Origin of the sequence: Slackia piriformis YIT 12062 (genome assembly GCF_000296445.1) — a bacterium.
Lineage (GTDB): Bacteria > Actinomycetota > Coriobacteriia > Coriobacteriales > Eggerthellaceae > Slackia > Slackia piriformis.
This window is the reverse complement of record NZ_JH815198.1, coordinates 470394-492372: the sequence shown is the minus strand read 5'-3', so window position 1 is coordinate 492372 and position 21979 is coordinate 470394. Positions and strand designations below refer to the sequence as shown.

The following is a 21979-nucleotide window of genomic DNA, read 5'->3' as shown; positions in this document are numbered from 1 at the left end:
GACGAAAGCCGCGCGAGAAAGGAGCGCCGTGGGATTCATCGCACAATCGATCTGCGAAACGCTCTGGCCAACCCGATGCGCCCTTTGCGATACGCCCGGAAAACTTCTATGCCCGCGATGCGCGCGGAGCCTGGAGTTCATCGACTACTACCGAGCCTGCCCTCGCTGCGGCTCTCCCTGGGGAAGCCTGCAATGCGACCGTTGCAATCCCGTGACCGAACGCGAGCTCGCCGACGTCTCCCCCTGCGTGAGCTGCTTCCGCTACGAAGGAGGAGCGGCCCTTCTGGTGAAAACATACAAAGACAAAGGCGAACAGCGGCTGGCGGATGTGCTGGCTCGTTTCCTCGCCGACGTGGTAGACCCCGCCTGGAAGGAGTGGGCCCAGGCCGTTTCCTACATTCCCGCGACGACCAAAGCGCGGCGCCGGCGCGGGTTCGACCACATGGCGCTCGTCGCACAGAGCTTCTCGCGCATGACGGGTCTGCCGTGCACACAGACGCTCGAAGAATGCAAAGCGGCCGATCAGAGAACCTTGAGCCGGCAAGAGAGGATCGCCAACATGCAAGGGAGATTCCAGGCGATCAAGGCGCTCGGCCTTAACAGGGTCCTGCTCCTCGACGACGTGATAACCACGGGAGCGACGCTCTCGAGCGCACAATGCGCCTTGGACCGATCCCGATGCTCAACACGCATCGCCACCATCGCCCGCGCCTGAAAAAAAACGGGCGCGAAGGCGCGACCGGACAAAAAGCGCAAGTGTCCTCGCCGTGCGAAGATATGAAAACGCCCTGCAATATTCTGCATTTTATGTCCATATGCCCCATGCGCTAGCGCAGGCTTACCGGATACCACTATACTTTTGAAAGTTTTGTTCATTTCTTTCTAGTCTTACACATGGAGCTGAAAGGCAGGGCCTCGTGCTTGACCAGATTCTCTCACAGGTCACATTCGTGGACGCCTTCAATATCGGCGTCTTTTTAGCATTCACCATCTGCTACGTCTACCAATTCTTCTACATTTTCACCGTTCTGACGAGAAAACCTCCAAAGCAGGAGGCGAAGAAGAACCATCGCTACGCCGTGATGATTTCCGCCCGAAACGAAATCGCCGTCATCGGGGACCTCATCCACAGCATCCGCATGCAGAACTATCCCCAGGAGCTCATCGACATCTTCGTCATCGCGGACAACTGCACCGACGATACGGCATCCGTCGCCCGCAGCGCAGGAGCGACGGACGTCTTCGAGCGATTCAACAAAGACTATATCGGGAAAGGGTATGCCCTCGACTTCGGATACAAGCGCATCCAACAGCGCTACGCCGATCGCGGCTATGAAGCCTACTTTGTATTCGACGCGGACAACGTACTGGACGTGAACTACTTCCGCGAAATGAACAAGGTCTACGATGGAGGCGCCGTCGCATCCACCAGCTACCGCAATTCCAAAAACTACGGAAGCAATTGGATTTCCGCCGGATATGCGGTCTGGTTCCTGCGCGAGGCGAAATACCTCAGCCAGGCGCGCCTGACCCTCAACACAAGCTGCGCTATCTCCGGAACGGGCTTTTTCATCGCCGCCGAAGTCCTCGAGAAACACGGCGGATGGAAATGGCATCTGCTCACCGAAGACATCGAGTTTTCCGCACAGACCATCATTGACGGCAAGCGTATCAGCTACTGCCCCACTGCCATGCTCTACGACGAACAGCCCATTACCTTCAAGGACTCCTGGAATCAGCGCTTCCGCTGGGCGAAGGGTTTCTATCAGGTGTTCGCCCATTATTCCTGGAAGCTTCTTAAAGGCATCTTCACCAATAAGAAGGGCGCGCGGTTCGCGTGCTACGACATGCTCATGACCATCGCCCCGGCGATGCTTCTTACCATCATCACCATCGGGTTCAACGGCACCATCGTAGCGCTCGCCCTGCTTGGTTATATGTCCGCCGGCAGCATGATCGTAAGCTCTCTTTCGAGCATGTTCTTCTGCCTGTTCAATTACTGCCTGTTCATGTTCATCCTCGGGGCGCTCACCACCTTCACGGAATGGAACAACATTCACTCGACCACAGGAAAGAAGATCAAGTACCTGTTCACCTTCCCCTTCTTCATGCTCACGTACATCCCCATCGCACTTGTCGCCCTGTTCAAGAAGGCCAAGTGGAAACCGATCAGCCACACGATTTCGGTGGACGTGGAGGAAATGAGCAAAGCATCTCAGAAGTAGAGGGCTTCAATCGGCGAGGGCGACGGGAGCTCGTTTCGCTCGGGCCGATATCGGCAATCCTCCCGTTACAGTGGGTTCGCCAATCTGAACAGAAGAATCACCTGCCGAGGCGCTCTTCCGGGGCGCCTCTTCTTTCATCTCTGTCATATCGCCCCAGAAACGTTTGGGCATGAGCTGCCTGCGTAAATCGGGGTTGAGACGCTCCTTCACGGCGATGGCATCGTAGAACGTTTTCCAAGCACGCGCGTACGACCGCTCCTCAGCCGTGTCAGAAGGCACCTCCAGAGCATCGGTTTTCACCAAGGCCCAAGACCCGCCGTGCGAGATTCCGGCAAGGGCATGAACCTCGTCGTAAATCATGAAGTCCTGCGTGTTGAAACGAGCCGAAAACCATCCCATAAGCAGCGGGACAACGCTCGCCTTCGGATTACACTGAGCAAAATACAGCCCTCCTTCCGCCTGGCGAAAGCGAAGAAACTCTTTCCAATGATGCACCTCGTTGTAGACGAACCTATTGATGACAACGAAATCGGAGGCGTCTGGATGAGCCACGTCGTCAAGAGCCTGGGTTCCGCGCTTCATTGCATACCGCACGAAAACGTGAATTGCCGACCCTTTGCGTCGATCGTCCGAAAGATACACCGCCCGAACGGCCTCATACGCCCTGAAACCGCACGTTCGGATAAGCCCGGCTCTCACGCGGCATGCATGGTCGATGTCGGTCTGCACGTAGCGGACCTTTTCTCCCAAGCGTTGCTGGAACAGACCCCGAACCACGATATCATCGGGAAACTCCCGATGTTCGTATGCTTCGAAGACCGCCGAAAGCATGCCTTCCAAGGAGTCTTCGCATATGTACGCAAGCGTTTCCATGAGCCTTCTACCCCCAAAGCGAAAGCTGGCCCTCAAGAGCCCTGTTGGCACCTCTTCCGGAATTACCCGAGCGTATTGGAGCGGACAGCCTGGCCCTCAACGCCTCGGGGGCAAATTCGACCCCTTCGCCAAGGTATTTCCCACGACAGGTTATAAAGTAACGAGCCCGCTTCAATGCGATTCCGAGCTTGCGAAGTTCGCATTCTCCCAGGCTAGACGCCTTTCGGGCTCTTACAATCAACTTCGCGCTGCGGACCCCTATACCCGGAACCCGAATAAGGGATTCGTAACGCGCGGTATTCACCTCTATGGGAAACTGCTCAAGATGCCGCAAGGCCCAAGCCGCTTTCGGGTCAAGGTCGGTCTCTAGAAAAGAAGAACCCCCCAGAATCTCTTTCGCGTCGAACCTGTAGAACCGCATGAGCCAGTCCGCCTGATACAACCTATGCTCTCTATCAAGCTGGACCGCGCCGGAAGACGGAAGACGTGCGTCCTCGTTCACGGGAAGATACGCGGAGAAAAAGACGCGCTTCAGCGCCATGGACGCATACAGCGCCGAAGAAAGCATCAGAATCTGGCGGTCGGATTCGGGCGTTGCGCCGATTATCATCTGGGTGCTTTGCCCGGCAGGAGCGAATGCGCGACTTGTTTTTCCGGACCTACGTTCGGCCATGTAGCATGCGTTTTTGCGAGCGAGAGAACGAGCGTCTTTATCTTCTTCTATGCGTTCTTTGATTTGGCGCATAGGAGAGATGATGGAGCTTTTCGTTTTCTCGGGGCAAAGAAGCGCTAGGCTTTCGCGGGACGGAAGCTCCATGTTGACGCTGATTCTATCCGCAAGAAGCCCAAGCCGGGCAACCAGGTCGGGAGAAGACCCCGGGATTGCCTTGGCGTGAATGTATCCGCGAAAGCCGTATTCCTCGCGCAATATGCGAAGGGACTCCATGATGAGCTCCGACGTGTAGTCGGGGTTGACCAAAACGCCGCTCGACAGGAAAAGGCCTTCGATATAGTTGCGCCTATAAAACGCGATAACCAAATCGGCAAGCTCCCGAGGATCGAACACGGCACGAGGAACATCGTTGCTGCGCCTGTTCACGCAGTACGCGCAATCGTATACGCACGCATTGGTGTACAGAACCTTCAGGAGCGTGATACAGCGCCCATCCGCCGAAAAACTATGGCAGATTCCCGCCGAGACCGCATTGCCGAGCTTTCCAGGCTGCGCTTGCCGGTCAAGGCCACTCGAGGTGCAGGCCACATCGTATTTCGCAGCATCCGCCAGAATGCGAAGTTTGCTCTCCGTGTCCATGCCGCCTCCTTGAATCGAACATTTATTCGATAATAGTAATACGAATAAATGTTCGATTCAAGCATGGGTTTCGATGCCAATTCGTCAACCCTCCATCGGAGTCTTCGCGCATGGTTGCGATATGATTGAAGCATACGTTCGAATACGCCGCATCGGCGAAAAGGAGTCATCATGCCGGCCTTCATAGCAGCCCGTCTTTATCGCATCGCGCCCCTTTTGATAATTCTGGCGATCATCGCCCTTGCCATCTACCTCGTTGTATCGTGGAGGTCGACCCCTGCACGAGCGAAAGAGGTCCTCATCAAGATATTCATCGTGCTCAACGGCGGCCTTTCGGCGCTGTTTCTGCTCGCTACGCTTTATGCGCTGCTCGAGGGAAATCTGTTCGTAGCAGAATTCTTCGCCACATGCATGGCAACCACGCTCATCGTCTTGGGCATCACGTTCGTATGCAGATTCCGTTTTTTGAAAAACAACCCCAACTACCGCTGGCGCATCACGGGAAAGGTGGAAAAGAAAAGCCACCGTTCGTAGTAGCACGCGCCCATCCTGGATTCATACCCAGCACAACACTTGCGCCTAAAGCCGGGCAGGTCGGTCAGGAAACCCATCCGTAATGTCTGCACGCGTTCAAAATACCGTCCTTGTCCGCGTCGGTCGTCACGAAGTCGGCACGCGCCTTCAGCTCGTCGATGGCGTTGCCCATGGCGACACAGGTCCATTCGGGGAGAAACATGCTGATATCGTTCGACCCGTCTCCAAACACGACGGCGTCCGCATAGTCCGCGCCGTACACGTCCATGACGCGTTTCACCCCGTTGCCCTTGTCCACGGGCTCGACAAAAAGCACATAGGGGCTGAAACGAGCAGTCGGAACGAAGGAAAGCGAAGAAAGCGGCGCCTCTTCCCTTTCGGTGCACGGCAGGAACAGCTTGTAGAAACAATCGATGGCATGATAGTCAAGATTGGGATCGACGACGGTATCCATGTAGGCGTCGTGCGCCAAATCGTCGAATTCGGGCACGCGAGTGTAGCGACGCCGAGTAAGATCGCAGGAAAGGGCCCATGGCCGTCCTAGCCTGTCGCACTCCTCGAGCACGCGAATGCACGCCTCCCTATCGAGAGGCTCTACGCCGCGCAACACTCCGTCAAGCACAATGCCGTTGCCGCCGTCGCATACCATATCGGAAAAGCCATGTTCCTTCAGATACGGCAGAGCCATGGCGTAGCCGCGACCGGTGCAGATGGCCGTGAAGTGGCCTTGCTCGCGCAGGTGCTGCAACGCGAAAGCGGCGCTTTCGGGAACACGACGGTTCGCAATAGGGCCCGCAGCCAAGGTTCCGTCTATGTCGAAAAAGAAATAACGCTTCCGCATGATGACCGACCCCCTAAAACCATAAGAGCGCGTTCGCTCTCGCTATATGATGCGTTTCGCTCGAACGAGCAAAACTGAAAAACAAACAGGCCGAAACATCCGTTTCGGCCTGTGAATCTACTGGAGCCAGTGACAGGAATCGAACCCGCAACCCACTGATTACAAATCAGTTGCGCTACCGTTGCGCCACACTGGCAAATTGTGCGTGAGTGATTCTACCATAGCGATAGCGCATCCACAAAATGACTTCAAGGAAAATGTCCACGCCGGCCTCGAGCGCTTTGCCGAGGCTGTAGCCAATCTGCCGGCCATAAGAATCGCTCCGAAAAACACTCCTCTATTCGGCGAGCATCTTGGCGATCTGCACAGCGTTTGTGGCCGCACCCTTGCGAATCTGGTCGCCGCAGCACCATAGCGTAAGACCATGCTGGCCTTCGCCGGCAGAGATATCGTCGCGAATACGGCCGACGTAGATGAGGTCTTGGTCGGTCGTATCAAACGGCATGGGATACAACTGGGCCGCAGGGTCGTCTACGAGCTTGACGCCAGGGGCGGCCGCGAGGGCTTCGCGGGCGGCCTGGACGCTTACCGCACGGTCGAATTCGAGCGTGATGCTCTCGGAATGGGAGCGCATCACGGGAACGCGCACGCACGTGCAGTTCACACGAAGATCGGGAAGATGCATGATCTTGCGCCCTTCGTTTTGCATCTTCATCTCCTCGGAGGTATAGCCCACCTCATCGAATCCGCCAATCTGGGGAATCAGATTGCACGCAAGCTGATAGGCGAAAGCCTTAGGATCCTCGACCTTCTCGCCCGCTGAAATGCGAGCCATCTGCGCTTCGAGTTCGCGAAGCCCGCCAACACCGGCGCCCGATGCGGCCTGATACGTAGACACGACCATGCGCTTGATGCCACCGAGCTTATGCAGCGGATTGACGGCGACAAGACCGATGATCGTAGCGCAATTGGGGTTGGCGATAATGCCGTTGTGCTTCGCTATGTCCTCGGGGTTGACCTCGGGGATGATCAGGGGGACATCGGGGTCGAGGCGGTATGCGCTCGAGTTGTCCACCGTCACGGCTCCTTTTTCGCGAGCAACGGGAACGAATCGTTTGGCAATGTCGTTTTCTGCCGCGCCAAGCACGATGTCAACGCCGTCGAACGCTTCGTCGCGAGCCTCTTCGATCACCACGTCTTCGCCCTTGAACTGCGCGATTTTGCCGGCGCTTCGAGCGGAGGCGAGCAGTTTAAGGTTATTCACGGGGAAATCCTGCTCGGCGAGGCACTGGAGCATCTGCTGCCCCACGGCGCCCGTGGCGCCCAGAATGGCAACGTTATACGACTTCATTGAAGGAACCTTTCTCTTCGAGCTCGTCGACGGTGATCACATTTTCGTCCGAATCGACGAATGCATTGTAGATGACGCGAATAGCGTGCTCGAAATCCTCGTCGTTAACGCCGACGATGATGTCGAACTCCTCCGAGCCCTGGGCGATCATGCGAATATTGACGCCCGCGCTGCCCAGCTCGCCGAACAACCGTCCCGAAATGCCCGGACGGCTCGACATGTTGCGACCGACGGTGGAGATGAGCGCGAGGCGCTCGACGACTTTGATCTCGTCGGGCTCGAGCTCGCGTTGGATGTCGCCCACGATGGAGTACAGGCAATCCTTCACATCGGCCCCCTGCACCACGACGGCGAATGAATCGATGCCCGAGGGAAGGTGCTCGATGCTCACGCGATAGCGCTCGAAGATGGAAAGCGCCTTGCGCAGGTATCCGACCTGATTGGACATATGGTTGGTGCGAATATGAACCGCCACGAAATCGCGCTTGCCCGCAATGCCCGTGATGATGGGCTCAGCCATGCCGGGCTCGGTCTCCTCGCTGATGACCGTGCCCGGATCGTCTGGGCGGTTGGTGTTCTTGATAACCAACGGGATTCCGGCGTCTTTCACGGGGAAAATGGCCTCTTCGTGCAAAACGCTCGCGCCCATGTAGGAAAGCTCTCGAAGCTCGGCATAGGTGATGCGCGAAATGGACTTCGGATTGTCAACGATGCGGGGGTCGGCCGTCAAAAAGCCCGACACGTCGGTCCAGTTCTCATACAGATCGGCGCCGATCGACTGGGCAAGAATGGCGCCCGTGATGTCTCCGCCGCCGCGGTCGAGCAGGCGAATTTGGCCGTCTGCAGTAGCGCCGTAGAATCCGGGGAGCACGAAGTGCTTCTCCTCGCCGATGGCGGCACGCAGCTGCTCGCCCGTGCGATCCATATCAAGCGTTCCGTCCTGGTTGAACGCGACCACGTCGGCGGCATCCACGAACGGAAACCCAAGGTATTCGGCCATCATGCGCGCGGTGAAGTACTCGCCGCGGCTGACGATGTACTCAGGCGTGAAATCGCCGCGCTTGGCGCGTTCGCGGAACACGCCGAACTCGTGACCGATCGGGTATTGGAGGTCGAGTTCCTTCGCGATCTCGCAAAAACGCTGCCCTATGGTTCCCAGCAGATCGTCGCACGATACGTGGTACTGAAGATGGGCGTTGACCAGATACAGCAAATCGGTAATCTTGCTATCGGTCTTGTCGCGCTTGCCTGCCGCAGAAACGACGACGAAGCGACGGGCCTCGTCGGCCTCGACGATTTTCTTCACCTTCTTGAACTGCTCGGCGGAACTTACGCTCGAGCCGCCGAACTTCGTGATTTTTATCATACGCCCACCTTTGCATACAAAAACATTCCCGCCCTGGCGAATGAGGACCGCGGCTGTGCGAAACCGTGCAGGAGACTACGCTGAAACGCAGCCGTGCGGCGGATGCCGCAGAATCACCCGCCCGAACAACGTCCGAAACGAGCAAGCGCGCCTGCGCACAAGCCCCCATTGCCGCACCGTCAACGACACGTGCATTTCCCCGACCGCTCGCCCCGTAGATTCGTTTTCTTGCTACTATTAGCCGAAAGCAGAGCCTGCAAGGGCTTTCCCATCCGCAAAACGCCAAGGAGTAGTCGAATGGCATCAATGTATCACAGTACACGCTCTAATGCGATGGAGTGCTCCGCTAAACGGGCGGTGCTCGACGGCCTCGCGCCCGACGGCGGCCTGTACGTGACCGACGAGCTCGGCCGCACACCCATCGATCTCGGACGCGTCGTCGCCCAAACCTACCGAGAAAACGCTGCCGACATCCTCGGCACGCTGCTCGATGACTACACCGCCGAGGAAATCGAGGCCTGCGTCGACGCAGCCTACGGAAAGACCTTCGCCTCAAAAGAAGTTACGCCGCTCGTCTCCGTGGGAGACGATTATATCCTCGAGCTGTTCTGGGGTCCCACAAGCGCATTCAAAGACGTCGCTTTGCAGATGCTGCCCCAGCTCATGAGCCGCGCCGCATCCCAAACGAGCGAACGCATCATGATTCTCGCCGCCACAAGCGGAGACACCGGCAAGGCAGCGCTCGCCGGCTTCGCCGACACCCCCAACCTGGGCATCACCGTGTTCTACCCGCACGGCGGCACGTCCGAGATCCAGCGCCTCCAGATGGTCACGCAAGCCGGCGACAACGTAGCCGTGGGAGCCGTGCGCGGCAATTTCGACGACACCCAAAGCGCCGTCAAGCGCATTTTCGGCGACGAGGAGCTGCGTGCCCGCCTGGCAAAGCAGAACGTCGTGCTTTCCAGCGCCAACTCCATCAACATCGGCAGGCTCGCTCCGCAGGTGGTCTACTACTTCGACGCCTACGCCCAGTTGGTCCGCCAAGGCGCGATCGCTTGCGGCGATTGCGTCGATTTCTGCGTTCCCACGGGTAATTTCGGAGACGTGCTCGCAGGGTATTTCGCACGACGCATGGGCCTTCCCGTCCGCAAGCTCATCGTCGCGAGCAACGCGAACAATGTCCTCACGGATTTCTTGGCCACCGGCGTCTACGACCGAAACCGTCCCTTCTATAAAACTATCTCCCCGAGCATGGACATCCTGATTTCGTCCAACCTGGAACGCCTTCTCTACTACATGAGCGACGGCAACGCATCCTATGTCGCAGGCCTTATGAACGACCTTGCCGAAACGGGTCGCTACAAAGTCTCCGACGAGATGCTTGAGCGCATCCAGGAAGTCTTCGACTGCGGATTCGCCACCGACGACGAAGCACGCGAGGTTATGAAGTCCTGCTTCGACGAGCACGGCTATGTCCTCGACCCGCACACGGCGGTCGCGTGGCACGTGTCCCGAAATACGCCTAAGGAAGACGGCGTTGCACGCATTGTCTTGTCCACCGCAAGCCCCTACAAGTTCTGCCGAGACGTCTGCGCCGCGCTCGGCGTCACCTCGGAAGGCTCGGATTTCGACTGCATGCGCGCGCTCGAGGCTGCAAGCAAGACGCACGCGCCCGCAGCCCTTTCGGCGCTCGAGGCCGCTTCGGTACGCTTCGATGACGTTATGAACGCCGACGATATGTCCGCCTACGTTGAAAAGAAATGCGGTGAGCTGCTGTGAGCGTGACCATTGCTGTGCCGGCAACCTCGGCAAACCTCGGCATCGGATACGACTGCCTCGGCATGGCCGTAAGCCTCTACTCGCGCTTCACCTTCGATCGCGCGGAGAAGCTGACCATCACAGGCTGCCCCGAGAAATACCGCAACGAGGACAACCTCGTCTATCGCTCGTTCGTCCTTGCCCTCGAGCACTGGGGGGAAGAACCCTTCCCTATCGCCATCGACATCGACACGAGCATTCCCGTGTCGCGCGGCCTGGGGTCTTCTTCCACCTGCACCGTTGCAGGCATCATGGGCGCCGCCGCTTTGACGGGGCGCATCGTCGGGCGAGCCGAAGCGGTGAGCATAGCAACCCAGATGGAAGGCCATCCCGACAACGTGGCGCCCGCCATCATGGGCTCGCTCGTCTGCTCTTTTACGCCCGAAGGCGCGCTGCCCCACTGCATCCGCTACGACGTGAACCCGCATCTGAAATTCATCACCATCATCCCGCCTTACGAGGTCAAGACCGAAAGCGCCCGAAAAATCGTCCCGAAAGAAGTTTCCCTTTCCACCGCCGTGTGGCAGATGGGCCGCATCTCAGGCCTTACGCGCGGGCTCGAAAGCGGCGATGTCGAGCTGATCGCCGCCGCCTGCGAAGACAAACTGCAGGAGCCGTATCGCAAGACACTCATCCCCGATTACGAGGACGTCCGCCGCATCTGCCTCGACGGCGGCGCATGCACCATGTGGATTTCGGGATCTGGATCGACCATGATGGCCGTCACGGCCGACGGGCTTGTCGCAGAAAGCCTGCGCGCCCGATTGGCGTCGCTCTATCCTACATTCGAAGTCCACGTGCTCGAATGCGACACGAAAGGCGTGCGCATCTCCTACGACGCATAAGGACGCCGTATCTCGAAGCGAAAACGAGCATCGCGCGAAATCCTCTGCCGAAAAGTCCGAAGCACATTGTTGCTTCGGACTTTTTTTGCGTTCGACGATGCGACGAAATCAGGAGCGGAAAGAAAAGGCGGCGGCGAAACGCGATCCGAATTCCTCGAACGAATCGAACGATTCCTTGCGAAAGAACGCGTCGTGAAGAAACGACCGCTGACGCTCGCTTATGGCGAGTTCTTCAAACCAGGGGCGGCCGCTCCTGTCGGCACGAATCCGGGCACGGTCGGAATACAGCAGAAACAGCAGCGTTTCGACGATGCCGTCCACGTCGTCGGCCGCACAGGTAAAGACCGCGCTTTCCGCGAGGGACCTGTCGAAAAAGCGAGCAAGGCCGAAATCCACAAGCGAAACACGCCCTTGCTCGTCCACGAGGACGTTTGCCGGTCGGATATCGCCGTGAAGCACCCCGCGCGAAACACAATGGGCCACCGTCTCGATAAGCGAGGCTCCGATGGATGCGATTTCATCCATGGAAAAGACATGCCCTTCGCAAAGAAGAAGGTGCAGGGATTTCCCTGGACACCTCGACTGGACGATGCCGTAAAAAGCCGCATGCCGCGGCAGAAGCGCACGAACGCAAACGCGGGAGCCGCACGTCGTAACCCGCCCGTTCACGATTCCGAGCCAGCGCGCGATTCCCCGATGGTCAAGCAGGGAAAGCGCGGCGCACTCCGTCCACACGGCCTCGCGAACGCTCGTCGACTCCGCTCGGTCGATCTTTTTGATGACGACCTCCATGCCATCAGCTCGGCGAATGCCCGAGAAAGACGTGCCGTACCGCCCCTGGCCGAGCACGGATTCAAGACGATACTCTCCCGCATCGCAGCCGACGATGCAACGGTCGAAAAACGCCGTAAGAAAGCGCGCCGCACGAGACGAAGAAAAGCGCAAACGGGGAAAATCCGCCGTGCGCAAAGAAAGATCCGGCGCATGCGCGTCGGATCTTCCATCTGAAAACGCGCCGCTTTCGCGGAAGGCGTTTTCGCGTTCGTCATCAATCGAGATTTCGCGCTTCGAGCGAAAAGGCATAAGGCGACCGCTTCGTCATGCGCGCGGGGTTCCGCATGCGGGACAGAATTTCGCACCGGGAGGCAACGCGGCACCGCACCCGGCGCAGAAACCGCCGCCGATCTTATTGCCGCATTCAAGGCAGAATTTCGAGCCCGCGGGAACGGAGGCGCCGCATGCGGGGCATGCGATGCTCCCGGAAGAGGCCTGGGCAGAAACGGCAGCAGCCGGCGCGGCCTGAGGGGTCTGCTGCACGACTGGATTTTGATGGATAGCGGCTTGCTGCTGGGCCATCTGCTGCTGATACATCTGCCGCTTGCGCGACGAGCTCGAAAACGACCCGAACATCCCCATCATGCCGCCAAGGCCCCCAAGACCCGGCTTTCCATACGAGCTGCTACCGCCGTAATAGCCCTTTTTCTTCTTGCCGCTCATTGAGAAAAGGCCCATTTCGAAGCCTCCTTCCATATAGTATCGCCCCGAAAGGCGACATCCTCAATCGCACCGTAGCATCCGCGCGACTCATGCAGACGTCGCGCCTCGAACAGAGCGCTTTGACACACCCTACCACAGCCTTCGACGCAGCGATGGGCTGAAAGCGCGCAGCGAAACAAACCCATCACCGAACGACCTTAGCTCCGAGGCGAACGCACGGATATCTTCCGGAAGGCATCCTTGAACCGCTCGGATTTCAAAGCGCTTGAAGCTATTCGGGGCCCAAAACGCCTTCGAGGCTGTAGAAATCAGGAATGAAGCTCTCCTGCGCCGCATCGCCCTCCTGCCAGAAGTACTCGTCGCATCCGATCGCATCGGCGAAATCGAGCAGCTCTTCGAATTCTTCCAGGGAAACGCGCCGGTCAAGCTCAGGATGTTCAGGATGGCTTCCCGCAGGCGTGTACTGGCTCATCATGCTTAGCACAACCCGATCGCCGTAGGTCTCGTAGAGATAGCGCACGGCGTCTTTCGCCTCGTCGATATGTCCTGGCAAGGCAAGAATGCGCACGATGACGTCCGCATCGCCCCGAACCATTTCGTCGAGTGCGGCACGGGCGACATGCGGGTAATCAGGGGCATGGGAATATGCTCGCGCGGTCTCGGGATCCGTATAGCGAAAATCGGTCAGAAACGTCTGGACATACGGCGCAACAAGCCTCACGGTCTCGACGGTTTCATATCCCGAGGTGTTCCAGACAACCGGCAAACGAAGCCCCTGAGCGCGCGCTTGCCGAAGCGCCTCAAGAACATGGGGGGCGTAATGCGTCGCCGTCACAAGATTGATGTTCAGAGCCCCTTTTCCCTGAAGCTCGAGAAAAATCCGCGCCAGGCGCGCGACGGAGACGTCCGCTCCTGCACGACCGTTGGCAATGCAGGCGTTTTGGCAATAGACGCAATGCAGAGGACAATTCGAGAAGAACACGGTTCCGCTGCCCGCCTCGCCCGATATCGGCGGCTCTTCCCAGAAATGAAGCGCCGCACGCGCGACGCGCAGCTCGTCCGCCGCGCCGCACACTCCGCGCCTGCCCGCAGCCCTGTCGGCTCCGCAGCGACGGGGGCACAGTTCGCAGCGCGCCAAAAAATCTTCGAACACGTATTCCTCCACTATGGCCGAAATGCGGGCCGCGCAAAAAGCGTCGGCCGGACGAAACCGCGCCGACCGACGACATCAAAGCGAACCCTAGATTCCCTTCACCTTGCGCGCGATGCGGTCGGCGACAGACAGGTCCTCTCGACGGTCTTTGCCCCAAAAGACGATGGCGATCATGCCCGGGCCGACATGGCTACCGATGACCGGACCGATTTCGCCGTCCATGAACAGCACGCCTTCGTCCTGCTTGGAGACGATATCGTGCAGACGCTCGAGGTCCTTCGGACAATCGGCATGACCGGTTACCACACGCTGAGACGGATTCTCCAGATCGCGACGTTCGAGATAGTATTCCGCAAGCTGCTTGATGCCTTTCTTTCGACCGCGCGCGACGCCCTTGAGGGAGAGCTTTCCTTCCAAGTCGATGGTGAGCAGCGGCTTCACGTCAAGCTTTGCTCCCGCATAGGCGACGGAGTCGGGAATACGGCCGCCGCGACGCAGGCTTTCAAGATCGTCCACCATGAACAGGGCGTTCACGAAATAGCGGGCCTCTTCGGCCCATGCCACCATCTCGTGCGCCGTCAGGCCCTTCTCGCGCTGGCGAATGGCCTCGTAGACCAGCAGCGCCTCGGCAACCGATGCGAGTTTGGTATCGACGATGTGCAGCTCCATATCGGGATACTGCCCTTGCACCTGTTCGGCAACAATATGAGAGACGTCATAGCTGCCGGAAAGCCCGGAGGAAAAGCTCAGATACACGGTGGGAATGCCGCTTTGCGCCACCTTCGTGAAGGCTTCGGTAAACGCGGGAATGGACACCTGCGCGGTAGTCGGGCACTCCCCGTGGCGCATGCGCTCGTAGAAATCATGGGCCGACATGCTCTGGCCGAGATCGTCCAGATGCTCTTGATCGCCAAAAAGAAACGGGAATTTGATGAGATAGACCCCTTCCCTATCGACGACCGAATAGGGAAGATCGCAGCACGAGTCGATAATCAGATTGCATTGGGCAGTCATATGGCTCCTTCTTGGGAATAGGCCTTTCGTTCACCCGGAAAAATCGCACGATGCCGATCGGCAGAAACCGAGCAAGGCGGCAACAACAAGAGCGCGACACTCCGCCGAAAGGACGCAGAAAACGAGGCTACAGGGACACGATAAGGTTTTCCCGCATGGTGAGCTTGCCTTCGAGGGGACGCTCGCATTCATAGGCGATGCCCATGGCGGGACCGACATGCAGGCCGACAACCGGGCTGACGGGCAGCACGCGCACCGGTCGGCCCACATACGGCTCGACCTTCTCGCGCGCCCATTTCTCGGCATCCTCGGAAGATCCTATATAGTGCACGACGGCGTCTTTCAGCCCGTGTTTCTCAACGTCGGACTTGAACGTCTCGAAAAGCGCCGCGACGGCTTTTTTCTGCGTGCGGGCCTTCGCCACATCCACAGGAAGCCCGTCGCGCACCGTGAGAACGGGCACGATCTGGATGATGTTTCCCAGAAGGGCTTTCGCCGCGCCGATGCGGCCCCCTTTCTGAAGAAACGTCAGATTCGTGGGCGAGAACAGGAAGCGCGTGCGCTGCACCGCATCGGCCGCCGCCTTGGCGCATTCGTCGAGCGATTTGCCAGCCTTGATGGCATCGTAGGCGGCCCACACGCAAAACGCCTGGTCCCATCCGGTGGAGTAGGTATTGACGAAAGACGCTTTAAACCCGATATTGCGGGCATGGACGGCGCGCGCCGCGCGCAATGCGCCGTCGAAGGTGCCGGAAAGCTTCGAAGAGATGAACACGCCGAGCACCTCGTCTCCCGCAGCGGCGGCACGCTCGAAGTACTCTTCGAATTCGTGCTGCGAAGGCTGCGACGACGTGGGGATGTTATCGACCTTGGAGGGAAGGTCTGCGTAGAACGCATCCAAATCCATGGTCGCGTCAGCGTATTCGACGCCGCCGTCGTTAACGTAAAGGGATATGACGTCTATTCCTGCATCCCTGGCATCCTGTGCAGGAATGGATGCGACCGAGTCGGTGAGAAGCTTTATCATGGCACCCCTGTCTTGCGCCGCGCCGAAGCGGGCGGCGCGCATTGATTCCTTCGGCATATTGTAGTGCAGCACGGCGCCGTTGCCGAAGAAACTGCAGCACCACCACATACCGCCGAAACGCAGGGCTAGTTTCCCACGTACATCTGCCGATAGGGGTTGTTCGTATTCGGAACGACCTTGACGAAGGGGCCCTCGAGCAGAAAGCCCTCATCGTAGCCGAATCGGTCGCAGAACTCCCGCACAAGACCTTCGATGCGATCGAGCTCGTCTTTTCCGACGGTTCGCGCGCTCACTTGTTCGGGAAACGTCACGCCCTCGCAAGCCCCGCGCAGATACATCTCGCCTCCGTGCATGCCCGCGCAGGGGAAATCCCCCACGATCCGCCTTCCATTCGCGCCGATACCGAGCACGACAATGATGCCGCCCGCCTGGTATTCCCCCAAAAAGCTGCCGGCAACACCGCCGACAACCAGACTCGGCACCTTTTCCTCGAATTCCTTCATATGAATGCCTGCGCGATAGCCCGCGTCTCTCTCGACGAATATCCCGCCTCCGCGCATGGCGTAGCCGACGGCGTCGCCGATACTACCGTGAACCACGATCTCGCCGTCGTTCATGGTATCGCCCACCGCATCTTGGGCATTGCCCCGCACGACCACCGTGGCGCCGTTGAGATACGACCCCAGCGCGTTGCCAGGAATGCCTTCCATCTCGAATACGCCTTGCTCCATGCCCGCCGCGAGAAAACGCTGTCCGAGGCATCCTTTCACTATGCAGCCTTCTTCGTTCTCTCTCAGCAAAGCGTTCAAAGCCCTGCCGTCAAGGCCGTTCGCCTCGATAACCTTCATGGTCCAGACCCTTCCTCGTTAATGTCGCCTTCCTCTGGCGCCCCAGCACGCAAAGCGCCCCGCCGCACGCGAGACGCGATTGCTGAAATGCGACGAAAGCCCGCTACTCTCCCGCATGAGCCACGCCAAGTATGGCAAGCTCGCGACTGCTGAGCCCCACGCCGCGCAGCATGAGACGATTGCCGCGCAACGCCTCGATGGAGTTGATGCCCATCGCCCCCATGAATTCCATAATCTCGCGCTGCCAGGCGCGCATGAGGTTCACCAGCCGCTGCGCTCCCCGGTCAGGATTCAACCTCTTTTCCAAGGAGGGGTCCTGCGTGGCGATGCCCCAGTTGCACACGCCCGTCCTGCAGGCTCGGCACAGATGACAGCCCAAAGCAAGCAGCGGGGTCGTGGCGACCCCGCATGCGTCAGCCCCCAGAGCGACGGCTTTGACGACGTCTGCAGAGCTACGAATGCTTCCGCTCACAATCAGGGACACTTCGTTGCGAATGCCTTCGTCACGAAGACGCTGGTCGACCGAAGCAAGTGCGAGCTCGATGGGAATGCCCACGTTGTCGCGAATCCTCGTGGGAGCCGCGCCGGTCCCGCCGCGAAAACCGTCGATGACGATGCCGTCCGCGCCGCTGCGCGCGATGCCGCTTGCGATGGCGGCGATATTATGCACCGCCGCGACCTTGACGAAGACCGGCTTCTCGTAATCCGTCGCCTCCTTAAGCGAATACACCAGCTGCCTGAGGTCTTCGATGGAATAGATGTCGTGATGAGGCGCCGGAGATATGGCGTCCGAGCCTTCGGGAACCATCCTGGTCCTCGACACGTCGCCCACGATTTTCGCGCCCGGCAAGTGTCCCCCGATTCCCGGCTTGGCGCCCTGGCCCATCTTGATCTCAATGGCGACGCCGGCCTTGAGATACCCCTCGTACACGCCGAAGCGTCCGGAGGCGACCTGCACCATCGTGTTCGAACCGTAGCGATACAGGCCCTGATGCAGCCCGCCTTCTCCGGTGTTATAAAGGATTCCCAGCTCTTCGGCCGCCCGCGCCAGCGCTTCGTGGGCGTTGTAGCTGATGGCGCCATAGCTCATGGCAGAAAACATCACCGGCATGGAAAGCGTCACGTGAGGGGGCATTTCGCATACAATCCTACCCTGATCGTCGCGCTTTATGGAACGTGGCGTGCGCCCCAGCGACACGCGCGTCTCCATGGGTTCGCGCAAAGGATCGATGGGAGGATTGGTGACCTGCGAGGCGTTAACCAAGAGCTTGTCCCAATATACTGGCTGCGCAGCGGGCGAGCCCATGGAGGAAAGAAGCACACCGCCTGTCGCCGCCTGTTTGTACGTCTCCTCCATCAAGGAAGACGGCCAGTTGGCACCGCCCGCGCGTAGGCCTTCGGGAGCCCGATAGATTCTCAATGCGTCCTCGGGGCAGAAAGCCGCGCATCGCTGGCAGTTCACGCACAGCCGCTCGTCGCATTCCATCGTCGCACTCTGCTCGGAAAAACGATGAACCCCGTTTGCGCACTGCTTCTCGCATACGCGACAGTTCGTGCAGCGAGATTCGTTGCGAACCACCTCGAAGAGAGGATACGAGTAATCAATTCCCATAAGGGCTCTCCTTTCGAACCGTGAACACCACCGGCTGTCCGCCGGCAGGAGCCCAGATGTTTTCGGCCGTCGGCTCCATTGCGCGGATGGCCGCCTCTTCGCTTGCGATGTAGGCCATGTCGCCTTTCTCCCCCACCGCCATCGAACGAAGCTTCAATCGGTCGTTGAGAGCCATGAGTCCCCCGTCGAATCCGACCACGATGGAAAACGGCCCCGTCACCAGCAGGCTCGGAAACACGGTGCGCAGATACGCCGCGAGCCTCCCGCGCTCGGCATCGCGATCGGATTCGATAGCTTCCCAGAACGGGGCGGCGACCACCGCGGCCGCCTCCTCGAGAACGAGCCCTTTCTTTCGAACCAGGTAGTCGAAAAGGTAGGTGATGACCTCGGTGTCCGTCTGCAGCGTGCACTGGTACCCAAACATCTCTATGAAACGACGATTGGCGTCGTAAGACGATATTTCCCCGTTGTGCACCACGGAAAAGTCGAGCAGCGAGAACGGATGCGCGCCGCCCCACCATCCCGGCGTGTTGGTGGGATAGCGCCCATGAGCGGTCCATGAATAGCCACGGTATTCGTCGATCCTGTAGAATTCGCCTACGTCCTCGGGGTAGCCGACCGCCTTGAACACGCCCATGTTCTTGCCGCTCGAGAAAACGTAGCATCCCGGCATGTTCGCGTTCACGTCCATGACCATGCGGGCCACGAACTCGCGCTCGTCAAGCTGCATCGAGGCAAGCAGGGAGCGCAAGGGGTCGACGAAATAGCGCCAGATGACCGGTTCGTCGGAAATCTGCGGAATGGTTCTTGTAGGCATACGCTGCGACTCCACAATCTCGAAGCGCTCTTTCAGATACGCCTCGAACGATTTGCGGGCGCTTCGGTCGTCGAAGAACATATGCAGGGCGTAGAAATCGCGGTATTCGGGATAGATGCCGTACCCCGCGAATCCGCCGCCGAGACCGTTCGAGCGATCGTGCATGGGGCGCATGGCGTCGATGAGCCTGCCCCCCGAAAATCGGCGACCCTCCCTTGAGATGGCCGCCGCTATAGCGCATCCGGAAGGGATGCGGATGTTTCCTTCTTTTTCCATGCCGCTCCTCTCTGCCAGAACGAATCGAGCGTGCCCCACAATCCCGCGCCAAGATGGACGAGAGCTGCGGCGCGGGCCGATTCGCCGAACAGCGCCCATGCCGCAAACGTACAGCGCGGACGCGATCGCAAGCAGCGCGGCCCGAATGGCAGCGCGACCGCCCCGCTTGCGTGCACTGGCGGCATTTTCGTATTCGACAGATTCGCCCACGACGAAAAACGCGGTTGTTTTCACAGTCGAAGCATGCTCGTAACGAGAAGGACACAGAGCGGTCCTGCAGTTTTCGAACATGTTTCGACCGTGATTCAACTTTGAAAAATGCTTGCCTCGTACAGGCGGAAAAGCCCTTGTCGAACCTATAGTGTGCATCCGTTGAATACGGCCGGCCGACCATCGCCCGTTCGGCCTGCAGGCTCATCATCCTGCTCGCTAGCCCAGAGCGCTTCGGCCACAAAGAAAGGATGCAGCAATGAAGTCGGTGCCTGAGTATTTCGGAAGCATGGTCTTCGATGACAAATGCATGAAGGCGACGCTTTCGGCCGATGTCTACAAATCCCTGCGAAAGACAATCGACGAAGGCGCGCAGCTCGACGAAGGCGTGGCCAACGCCGTTGCCGCGGCCATGAAGGACTGGGCCCTCTCGAAAGGCGCGACCCACTACACCCACTGGTTCCAGCCGCTGACCGGAATAACCGCCGAGAAGCACGACGGCTTCATCGCCCCGTCTCCTGACGGAGGGGCCATCATGGAGTTCTCCAGCAAAGAGCTCGTGAAAGGCGAACCCGACGCATCTTCGTTTCCCTCGGGCGGCCTGCGCGCCACCTTTGAGGCGCGCGGCTATACGGCATGGGATCCCACGTCGCCCGCATTCATCAAAGGAAACACGCTGTGCATCCCCACGGCGTTTTGCTCGTACTGCGGAGAAGCTCTCGACAAAAAGACGCCGCTTCTGCGCTCTGCGGCCGCGCTGAACGCCCAGGCTCTGCGCATCCTTCGTCTTTTCGGCAATACCGAAGCAAAATGTGTACGCGCCTACGTCGGGCCCGAGCAGGAGTACTTCCTAATAGACAAGGAGCTGTTCGACCAACGATACGACCTGCGCTTCACGGGCCGAACCCTCTTCGGCGCCCGCTCCCCCAAAGGCCAGGAGATGGAAGACCACTACTTCGGCGTTATCAAGCCCCGCGTGGCCTCGTACATGCAGGACTTGAACCGCGAGCTGTGGAAGCTCGGAATCCTGGCGAAGACCGAGCATAACGAGGTGGCGCCGGCGCAGCACGAGCTCGCGCCCATCTTCACCACCGTGAACGTGGCGACCGACAACAACCAGCTGACCATGGAGATCATGCAGAAGGTCGCCCTGAAGCACGGCATGGTCTGCCTGCTGCACGAAAAGCCATTCGCCGGCGTCAACGGTAGCGGCAAGCACAACAATTGGTCCATCGGAACCGACACGGGAGCAAACCTTCTCTCCCCCGGAAAGACCCCGTACGAAAACGCCCAGTTCTTGCTTTTCCTCTGCGCCGTGATCAAGGCGGTCGACGACTACCAGGACCTCTTGCGCCTTTCGGTGTCCACCGCGGGCAACGACCACCGACTCGGAGCGAACGAGGCCCCTCCGGCAGTCATGTCCATCTTCGTCGGAGACGAGCTTTCCGGCATCCTCGACGCCATCGAAAAGAACAAGCCCTATCAGGAATCTCGCGACACCCTCATGAAGCTCGGCGTCGACGTGCTGCCGAAGTTCAGCCGCGACACCACCGACCGCAACCGAACCAGCCCCTTCGCCTTTACCGGCAACAAGTTCGAATTCCGCATGCTCGGCTCCTCCGACAGCATTGCCTGCGCGAACATCATGCTGAACAGCGCCGTCGCGGAAAGCCTGCGTATATATGCCGACAGGCTCGAGCGGGCCGAAGACTTCGAAACGACCCTGCACGAGATGATTCGCAAGACCATCAAGAACCACAAGCGCATCATCTTCAACGGAAACGGCTACGACGACGCATGGATCGAAGAGGCGCAGAAGCGGGGGCTTTCGAACTATCCCACCACCCCCGACGCCATGCCGCATCTGCTCGATGAGAAAAACGTCCGAATGCTCACCTCCCACGGGGTCTTTTCCAAGGCGGAGCTCGAGTCCCGCACCGAGATCATGCTCGACAACTACTGCAAGAGCGTCCGCATAGAAGCCGACACGATGTCGTTCATGGCGCGCACCCAGATAGAGCCGGCCGTCGCCTCCTATTCGCGCGAACTCGCCGAAACCTGCTCGGCGAAAAAAGGAGTCTGTCCGGCAAGCGCCTGCGCCTACGAGACGAAGGTCGTCATGCGCCTCTCCGAGCTGCTCGATGAAATCGAGCGCCGCACGGACGACCTCGATGCGGCCGTGTCGGCCTTGGACGGGTCTTCGGATGTCATCGCCCAGTCGACCATGATCCGCGACAGCGTGATTCCGGCCATGAGCGACCTGCGCAGCGTCTGCGACGAAGCCGAAACCGTGGTGTCCAAGAAATTCTGGCCCTTCCCCGTATACGGCGACCTGCTCTTCAGCGTGCAGTAGGAGCGAA

The 21979-nt window shown here is 59.1% G+C and carries 19 protein-coding genes and 1 tRNA gene; 6 read left to right on the top strand and 14 right to left on the bottom strand.

The window, feature by feature from the left end; genetic code table 11:
- Positions 1 to 28 precede the first annotated feature (28 nt).
- Positions 29 to 715: a ComF family protein gene (locus HMPREF9451_RS02200; RefSeq protein ID WP_009138665.1), complete on the top strand. Its 687-nt coding sequence runs from the start codon at positions 29 to 31 to the stop codon at positions 713 to 715.
- A 202-nt stretch (positions 716 to 917) separates the two neighbouring features.
- Positions 918 to 2225, top strand: coding sequence for a glycosyltransferase family 2 protein (locus HMPREF9451_RS02195; RefSeq protein ID WP_009138664.1), 1308 nt, complete (start codon positions 918 to 920; stop codon positions 2223 to 2225).
- A gap of 6 nt (positions 2226 to 2231) precedes the next feature.
- Here the strand turns inward: HMPREF9451_RS02195 and HMPREF9451_RS02190 are convergent, their stop codons facing one another.
- Together HMPREF9451_RS02190 and HMPREF9451_RS02185 are read right to left on the bottom strand one after the other, a co-directional pair.
- Complete coding sequence (locus tag HMPREF9451_RS02190; protein ID WP_009138663.1) at positions 2232 to 3098, bottom strand: TIGR03915 family putative DNA repair protein; 867 nt, start codon at positions 3096 to 3098, stop codon at positions 2232 to 2234.
- 7 nt (positions 3099 to 3105) lie between these two features.
- Positions 3106 to 4410, bottom strand: a complete 1305-nt coding sequence (locus HMPREF9451_RS02185; RefSeq protein WP_009138662.1) for a putative DNA modification/repair radical SAM protein — start codon at positions 4408 to 4410, stop codon at positions 3106 to 3108.
- 171 nt (positions 4411 to 4581) lie between these two features.
- Here HMPREF9451_RS02185 and HMPREF9451_RS02180 point away from each other — a divergent pair, with 171 nt between their 5' ends.
- Positions 4582 to 4944: a hypothetical protein gene (locus HMPREF9451_RS02180; protein ID WP_009138661.1), complete on the top strand. Its 363-nt coding sequence runs from the start codon at positions 4582 to 4584 to the stop codon at positions 4942 to 4944.
- 64 nt (positions 4945 to 5008) lie between these two features.
- Here the strand turns inward: HMPREF9451_RS02180 and HMPREF9451_RS02175 are convergent, their stop codons facing one another.
- From HMPREF9451_RS02175 to HMPREF9451_RS02160, 4 genes are all read right to left on the bottom strand, one after another.
- Entirely contained in the window at positions 5009 to 5785 is a 777-nt protein-coding gene (locus HMPREF9451_RS02175) for an HAD hydrolase family protein (protein WP_009138660.1), read from the bottom strand.
- 121 nt (positions 5786 to 5906) lie between these two features.
- A tRNA-Thr gene (locus HMPREF9451_RS02170) sits at positions 5907 to 5981 on the bottom strand.
- Positions 5982 to 6122: 141 nt separating this feature from the next.
- Positions 6123 to 7136 (bottom strand): aspartate-semialdehyde dehydrogenase, encoded by a 1014-nt coding sequence (locus tag HMPREF9451_RS02165; protein WP_009138659.1) that lies wholly within the window; start codon positions 7134 to 7136, stop codon positions 6123 to 6125.
- A complete protein-coding gene (locus HMPREF9451_RS02160; RefSeq protein WP_009138658.1) occupies positions 7123 to 8502 on the bottom strand; it encodes an aspartate kinase in 1380 nt (459 codons plus the stop codon). The genes HMPREF9451_RS02165 and HMPREF9451_RS02160 overlap by 14 nt, the downstream gene beginning before the upstream one ends.
- A gap of 297 nt (positions 8503 to 8799) precedes the next feature.
- On the opposite strand from HMPREF9451_RS02160, the gene thrC reads away from it, so the two are divergent.
- Both thrC and thrB read left to right on the top strand, forming a co-directional pair.
- Entirely contained in the window at positions 8800 to 10281 is a 1482-nt protein-coding gene (gene thrC / locus HMPREF9451_RS02155) for a threonine synthase (protein ID WP_009138657.1), read from the top strand.
- On the top strand, positions 10278 to 11165 hold the full coding sequence (gene thrB / locus HMPREF9451_RS02150; RefSeq protein ID WP_009138656.1) for a homoserine kinase: 888 nt from the start codon (positions 10278 to 10280) through the stop codon (positions 11163 to 11165). Before thrC ends, thrB begins: the two co-directional genes overlap by 4 nt.
- Positions 11166 to 11273: 108 nt before the next feature.
- Here thrB and HMPREF9451_RS02145 read toward each other — a convergent pair whose 3' ends face one another.
- From HMPREF9451_RS02145 to HMPREF9451_RS02110, 8 genes are all read right to left on the bottom strand, one after another.
- Positions 11274 to 12248 (bottom strand): protein kinase family protein, encoded by a 975-nt coding sequence (locus HMPREF9451_RS02145; protein ID WP_009138655.1) that lies wholly within the window; start codon positions 12246 to 12248, stop codon positions 11274 to 11276.
- Between the two features lie 15 nt (positions 12249 to 12263).
- Positions 12264 to 12677 (bottom strand): zinc ribbon domain-containing protein, encoded by a 414-nt coding sequence (locus HMPREF9451_RS02140; protein ID WP_009138654.1) that lies wholly within the window; start codon positions 12675 to 12677, stop codon positions 12264 to 12266.
- A 256-nt stretch (positions 12678 to 12933) separates the two neighbouring features.
- Positions 12934 to 13815, bottom strand: coding sequence for a radical SAM protein (locus HMPREF9451_RS02135; protein ID WP_009138653.1), 882 nt, complete (start codon positions 13813 to 13815; stop codon positions 12934 to 12936).
- 87 nt (positions 13816 to 13902) lie between these two features.
- Positions 13903 to 14829, bottom strand: a complete 927-nt coding sequence (locus HMPREF9451_RS02130) for a DegV family protein (protein ID WP_009138652.1) — start codon at positions 14827 to 14829, stop codon at positions 13903 to 13905.
- Between the two features lie 127 nt (positions 14830 to 14956).
- Positions 14957 to 15856: a DegV family protein gene (locus HMPREF9451_RS02125; RefSeq protein WP_040626313.1), complete on the bottom strand. Its 900-nt coding sequence runs from the start codon at positions 15854 to 15856 to the stop codon at positions 14957 to 14959.
- Between the two features lie 125 nt (positions 15857 to 15981).
- A complete protein-coding gene (locus HMPREF9451_RS02120) occupies positions 15982 to 16704 on the bottom strand; it encodes a GltB/FmdC/FwdC-like GXGXG domain-containing protein (RefSeq protein ID WP_009138650.1) in 723 nt (240 codons plus the stop codon).
- A gap of 103 nt (positions 16705 to 16807) precedes the next feature.
- On the bottom strand, positions 16808 to 18316 hold the full coding sequence (locus HMPREF9451_RS02115; RefSeq protein ID WP_009138649.1) for a glutamate synthase-related protein: 1509 nt from the start codon (positions 18314 to 18316) through the stop codon (positions 16808 to 16810).
- Positions 18306 to 19409: a class II glutamine amidotransferase gene (locus HMPREF9451_RS02110; protein ID WP_009138648.1), complete on the bottom strand. Its 1104-nt coding sequence runs from the start codon at positions 19407 to 19409 to the stop codon at positions 18306 to 18308. The genes HMPREF9451_RS02115 and HMPREF9451_RS02110 overlap by 11 nt, the downstream gene beginning before the upstream one ends.
- 469 nt (positions 19410 to 19878) lie before the next feature.
- Between HMPREF9451_RS02110 and HMPREF9451_RS02105 the strand changes: the two genes are divergently transcribed.
- Positions 19879 to 21972, top strand: a complete 2094-nt coding sequence (locus tag HMPREF9451_RS02105) for a glutamine synthetase III family protein (protein ID WP_009138647.1) — start codon at positions 19879 to 19881, stop codon at positions 21970 to 21972.
- The last annotated feature ends 7 nt before the right edge of the window (positions 21973 to 21979 follow it).

Bases quoted from the DNA above. Each gene is read 5' to 3' on its own strand.
- HMPREF9451_RS02190 (WP_009138663.1), bottom strand. From the start codon at position 3,098: ATGGAAACGCTTGCGTACATATGCGAAGACTCCTTGGAAGGCATGCTT.
- HMPREF9451_RS02185 (WP_009138662.1), bottom strand. From the start codon at position 4,410: ATGGACACGGAGAGCAAACTTCGCATTCTGGCGGATGCTGCGAAATAC.
- HMPREF9451_RS02180 (WP_009138661.1), top strand. From the start codon at position 4,582: ATGCCGGCCTTCATAGCAGCCCGTCTTTATCGCATCGCGCCCCTTTTG.
- HMPREF9451_RS02175 (WP_009138660.1), bottom strand. From the start codon at position 5,785: ATGCGGAAGCGTTATTTCTTTTTCGACATAGACGGAACCTTGGCTGCG.
- HMPREF9451_RS02165 (WP_009138659.1), bottom strand. From the start codon at position 7,136: ATGAAGTCGTATAACGTTGCCATTCTGGGCGCCACGGGCGCCGTGGGG.
- HMPREF9451_RS02160 (WP_009138658.1), bottom strand. From the start codon at position 8,502: ATGATAAAAATCACGAAGTTCGGCGGCTCGAGCGTAAGTTCCGCCGAG.
- thrC (WP_009138657.1), top strand. From the start codon at position 8,800: ATGGCATCAATGTATCACAGTACACGCTCTAATGCGATGGAGTGCTCC.
- HMPREF9451_RS02145 (WP_009138655.1), bottom strand. From the start codon at position 12,248: ATGCCTTTTCGCTCGAAGCGCGAAATCTCGATTGATGACGAACGCGAA.
- HMPREF9451_RS02140 (WP_009138654.1), bottom strand. From the start codon at position 12,677: ATGGGCCTTTTCTCAATGAGCGGCAAGAAGAAAAAGGGCTATTACGGC.
- HMPREF9451_RS02130 (WP_009138652.1), bottom strand. From the start codon at position 14,829: ATGACTGCCCAATGCAATCTGATTATCGACTCGTGCTGCGATCTTCCC.
- HMPREF9451_RS02125 (WP_040626313.1), bottom strand. From the start codon at position 15,856: ATGATAAAGCTTCTCACCGACTCGGTCGCATCCATTCCTGCACAGGAT.
- HMPREF9451_RS02120 (WP_009138650.1), bottom strand. From the start codon at position 16,704: ATGAAGGTTATCGAGGCGAACGGCCTTGACGGCAGGGCTTTGAACGCT.
- HMPREF9451_RS02115 (WP_009138649.1), bottom strand. From the start codon at position 18,316: ATGGGAATTGATTACTCGTATCCTCTCTTCGAGGTGGTTCGCAACGAA.
- HMPREF9451_RS02110 (WP_009138648.1), bottom strand. From the start codon at position 19,409: ATGGAAAAAGAAGGAAACATCCGCATCCCTTCCGGATGCGCTATAGCG.
- HMPREF9451_RS02105 (WP_009138647.1), top strand. From the start codon at position 19,879: ATGAAGTCGGTGCCTGAGTATTTCGGAAGCATGGTCTTCGATGACAAA.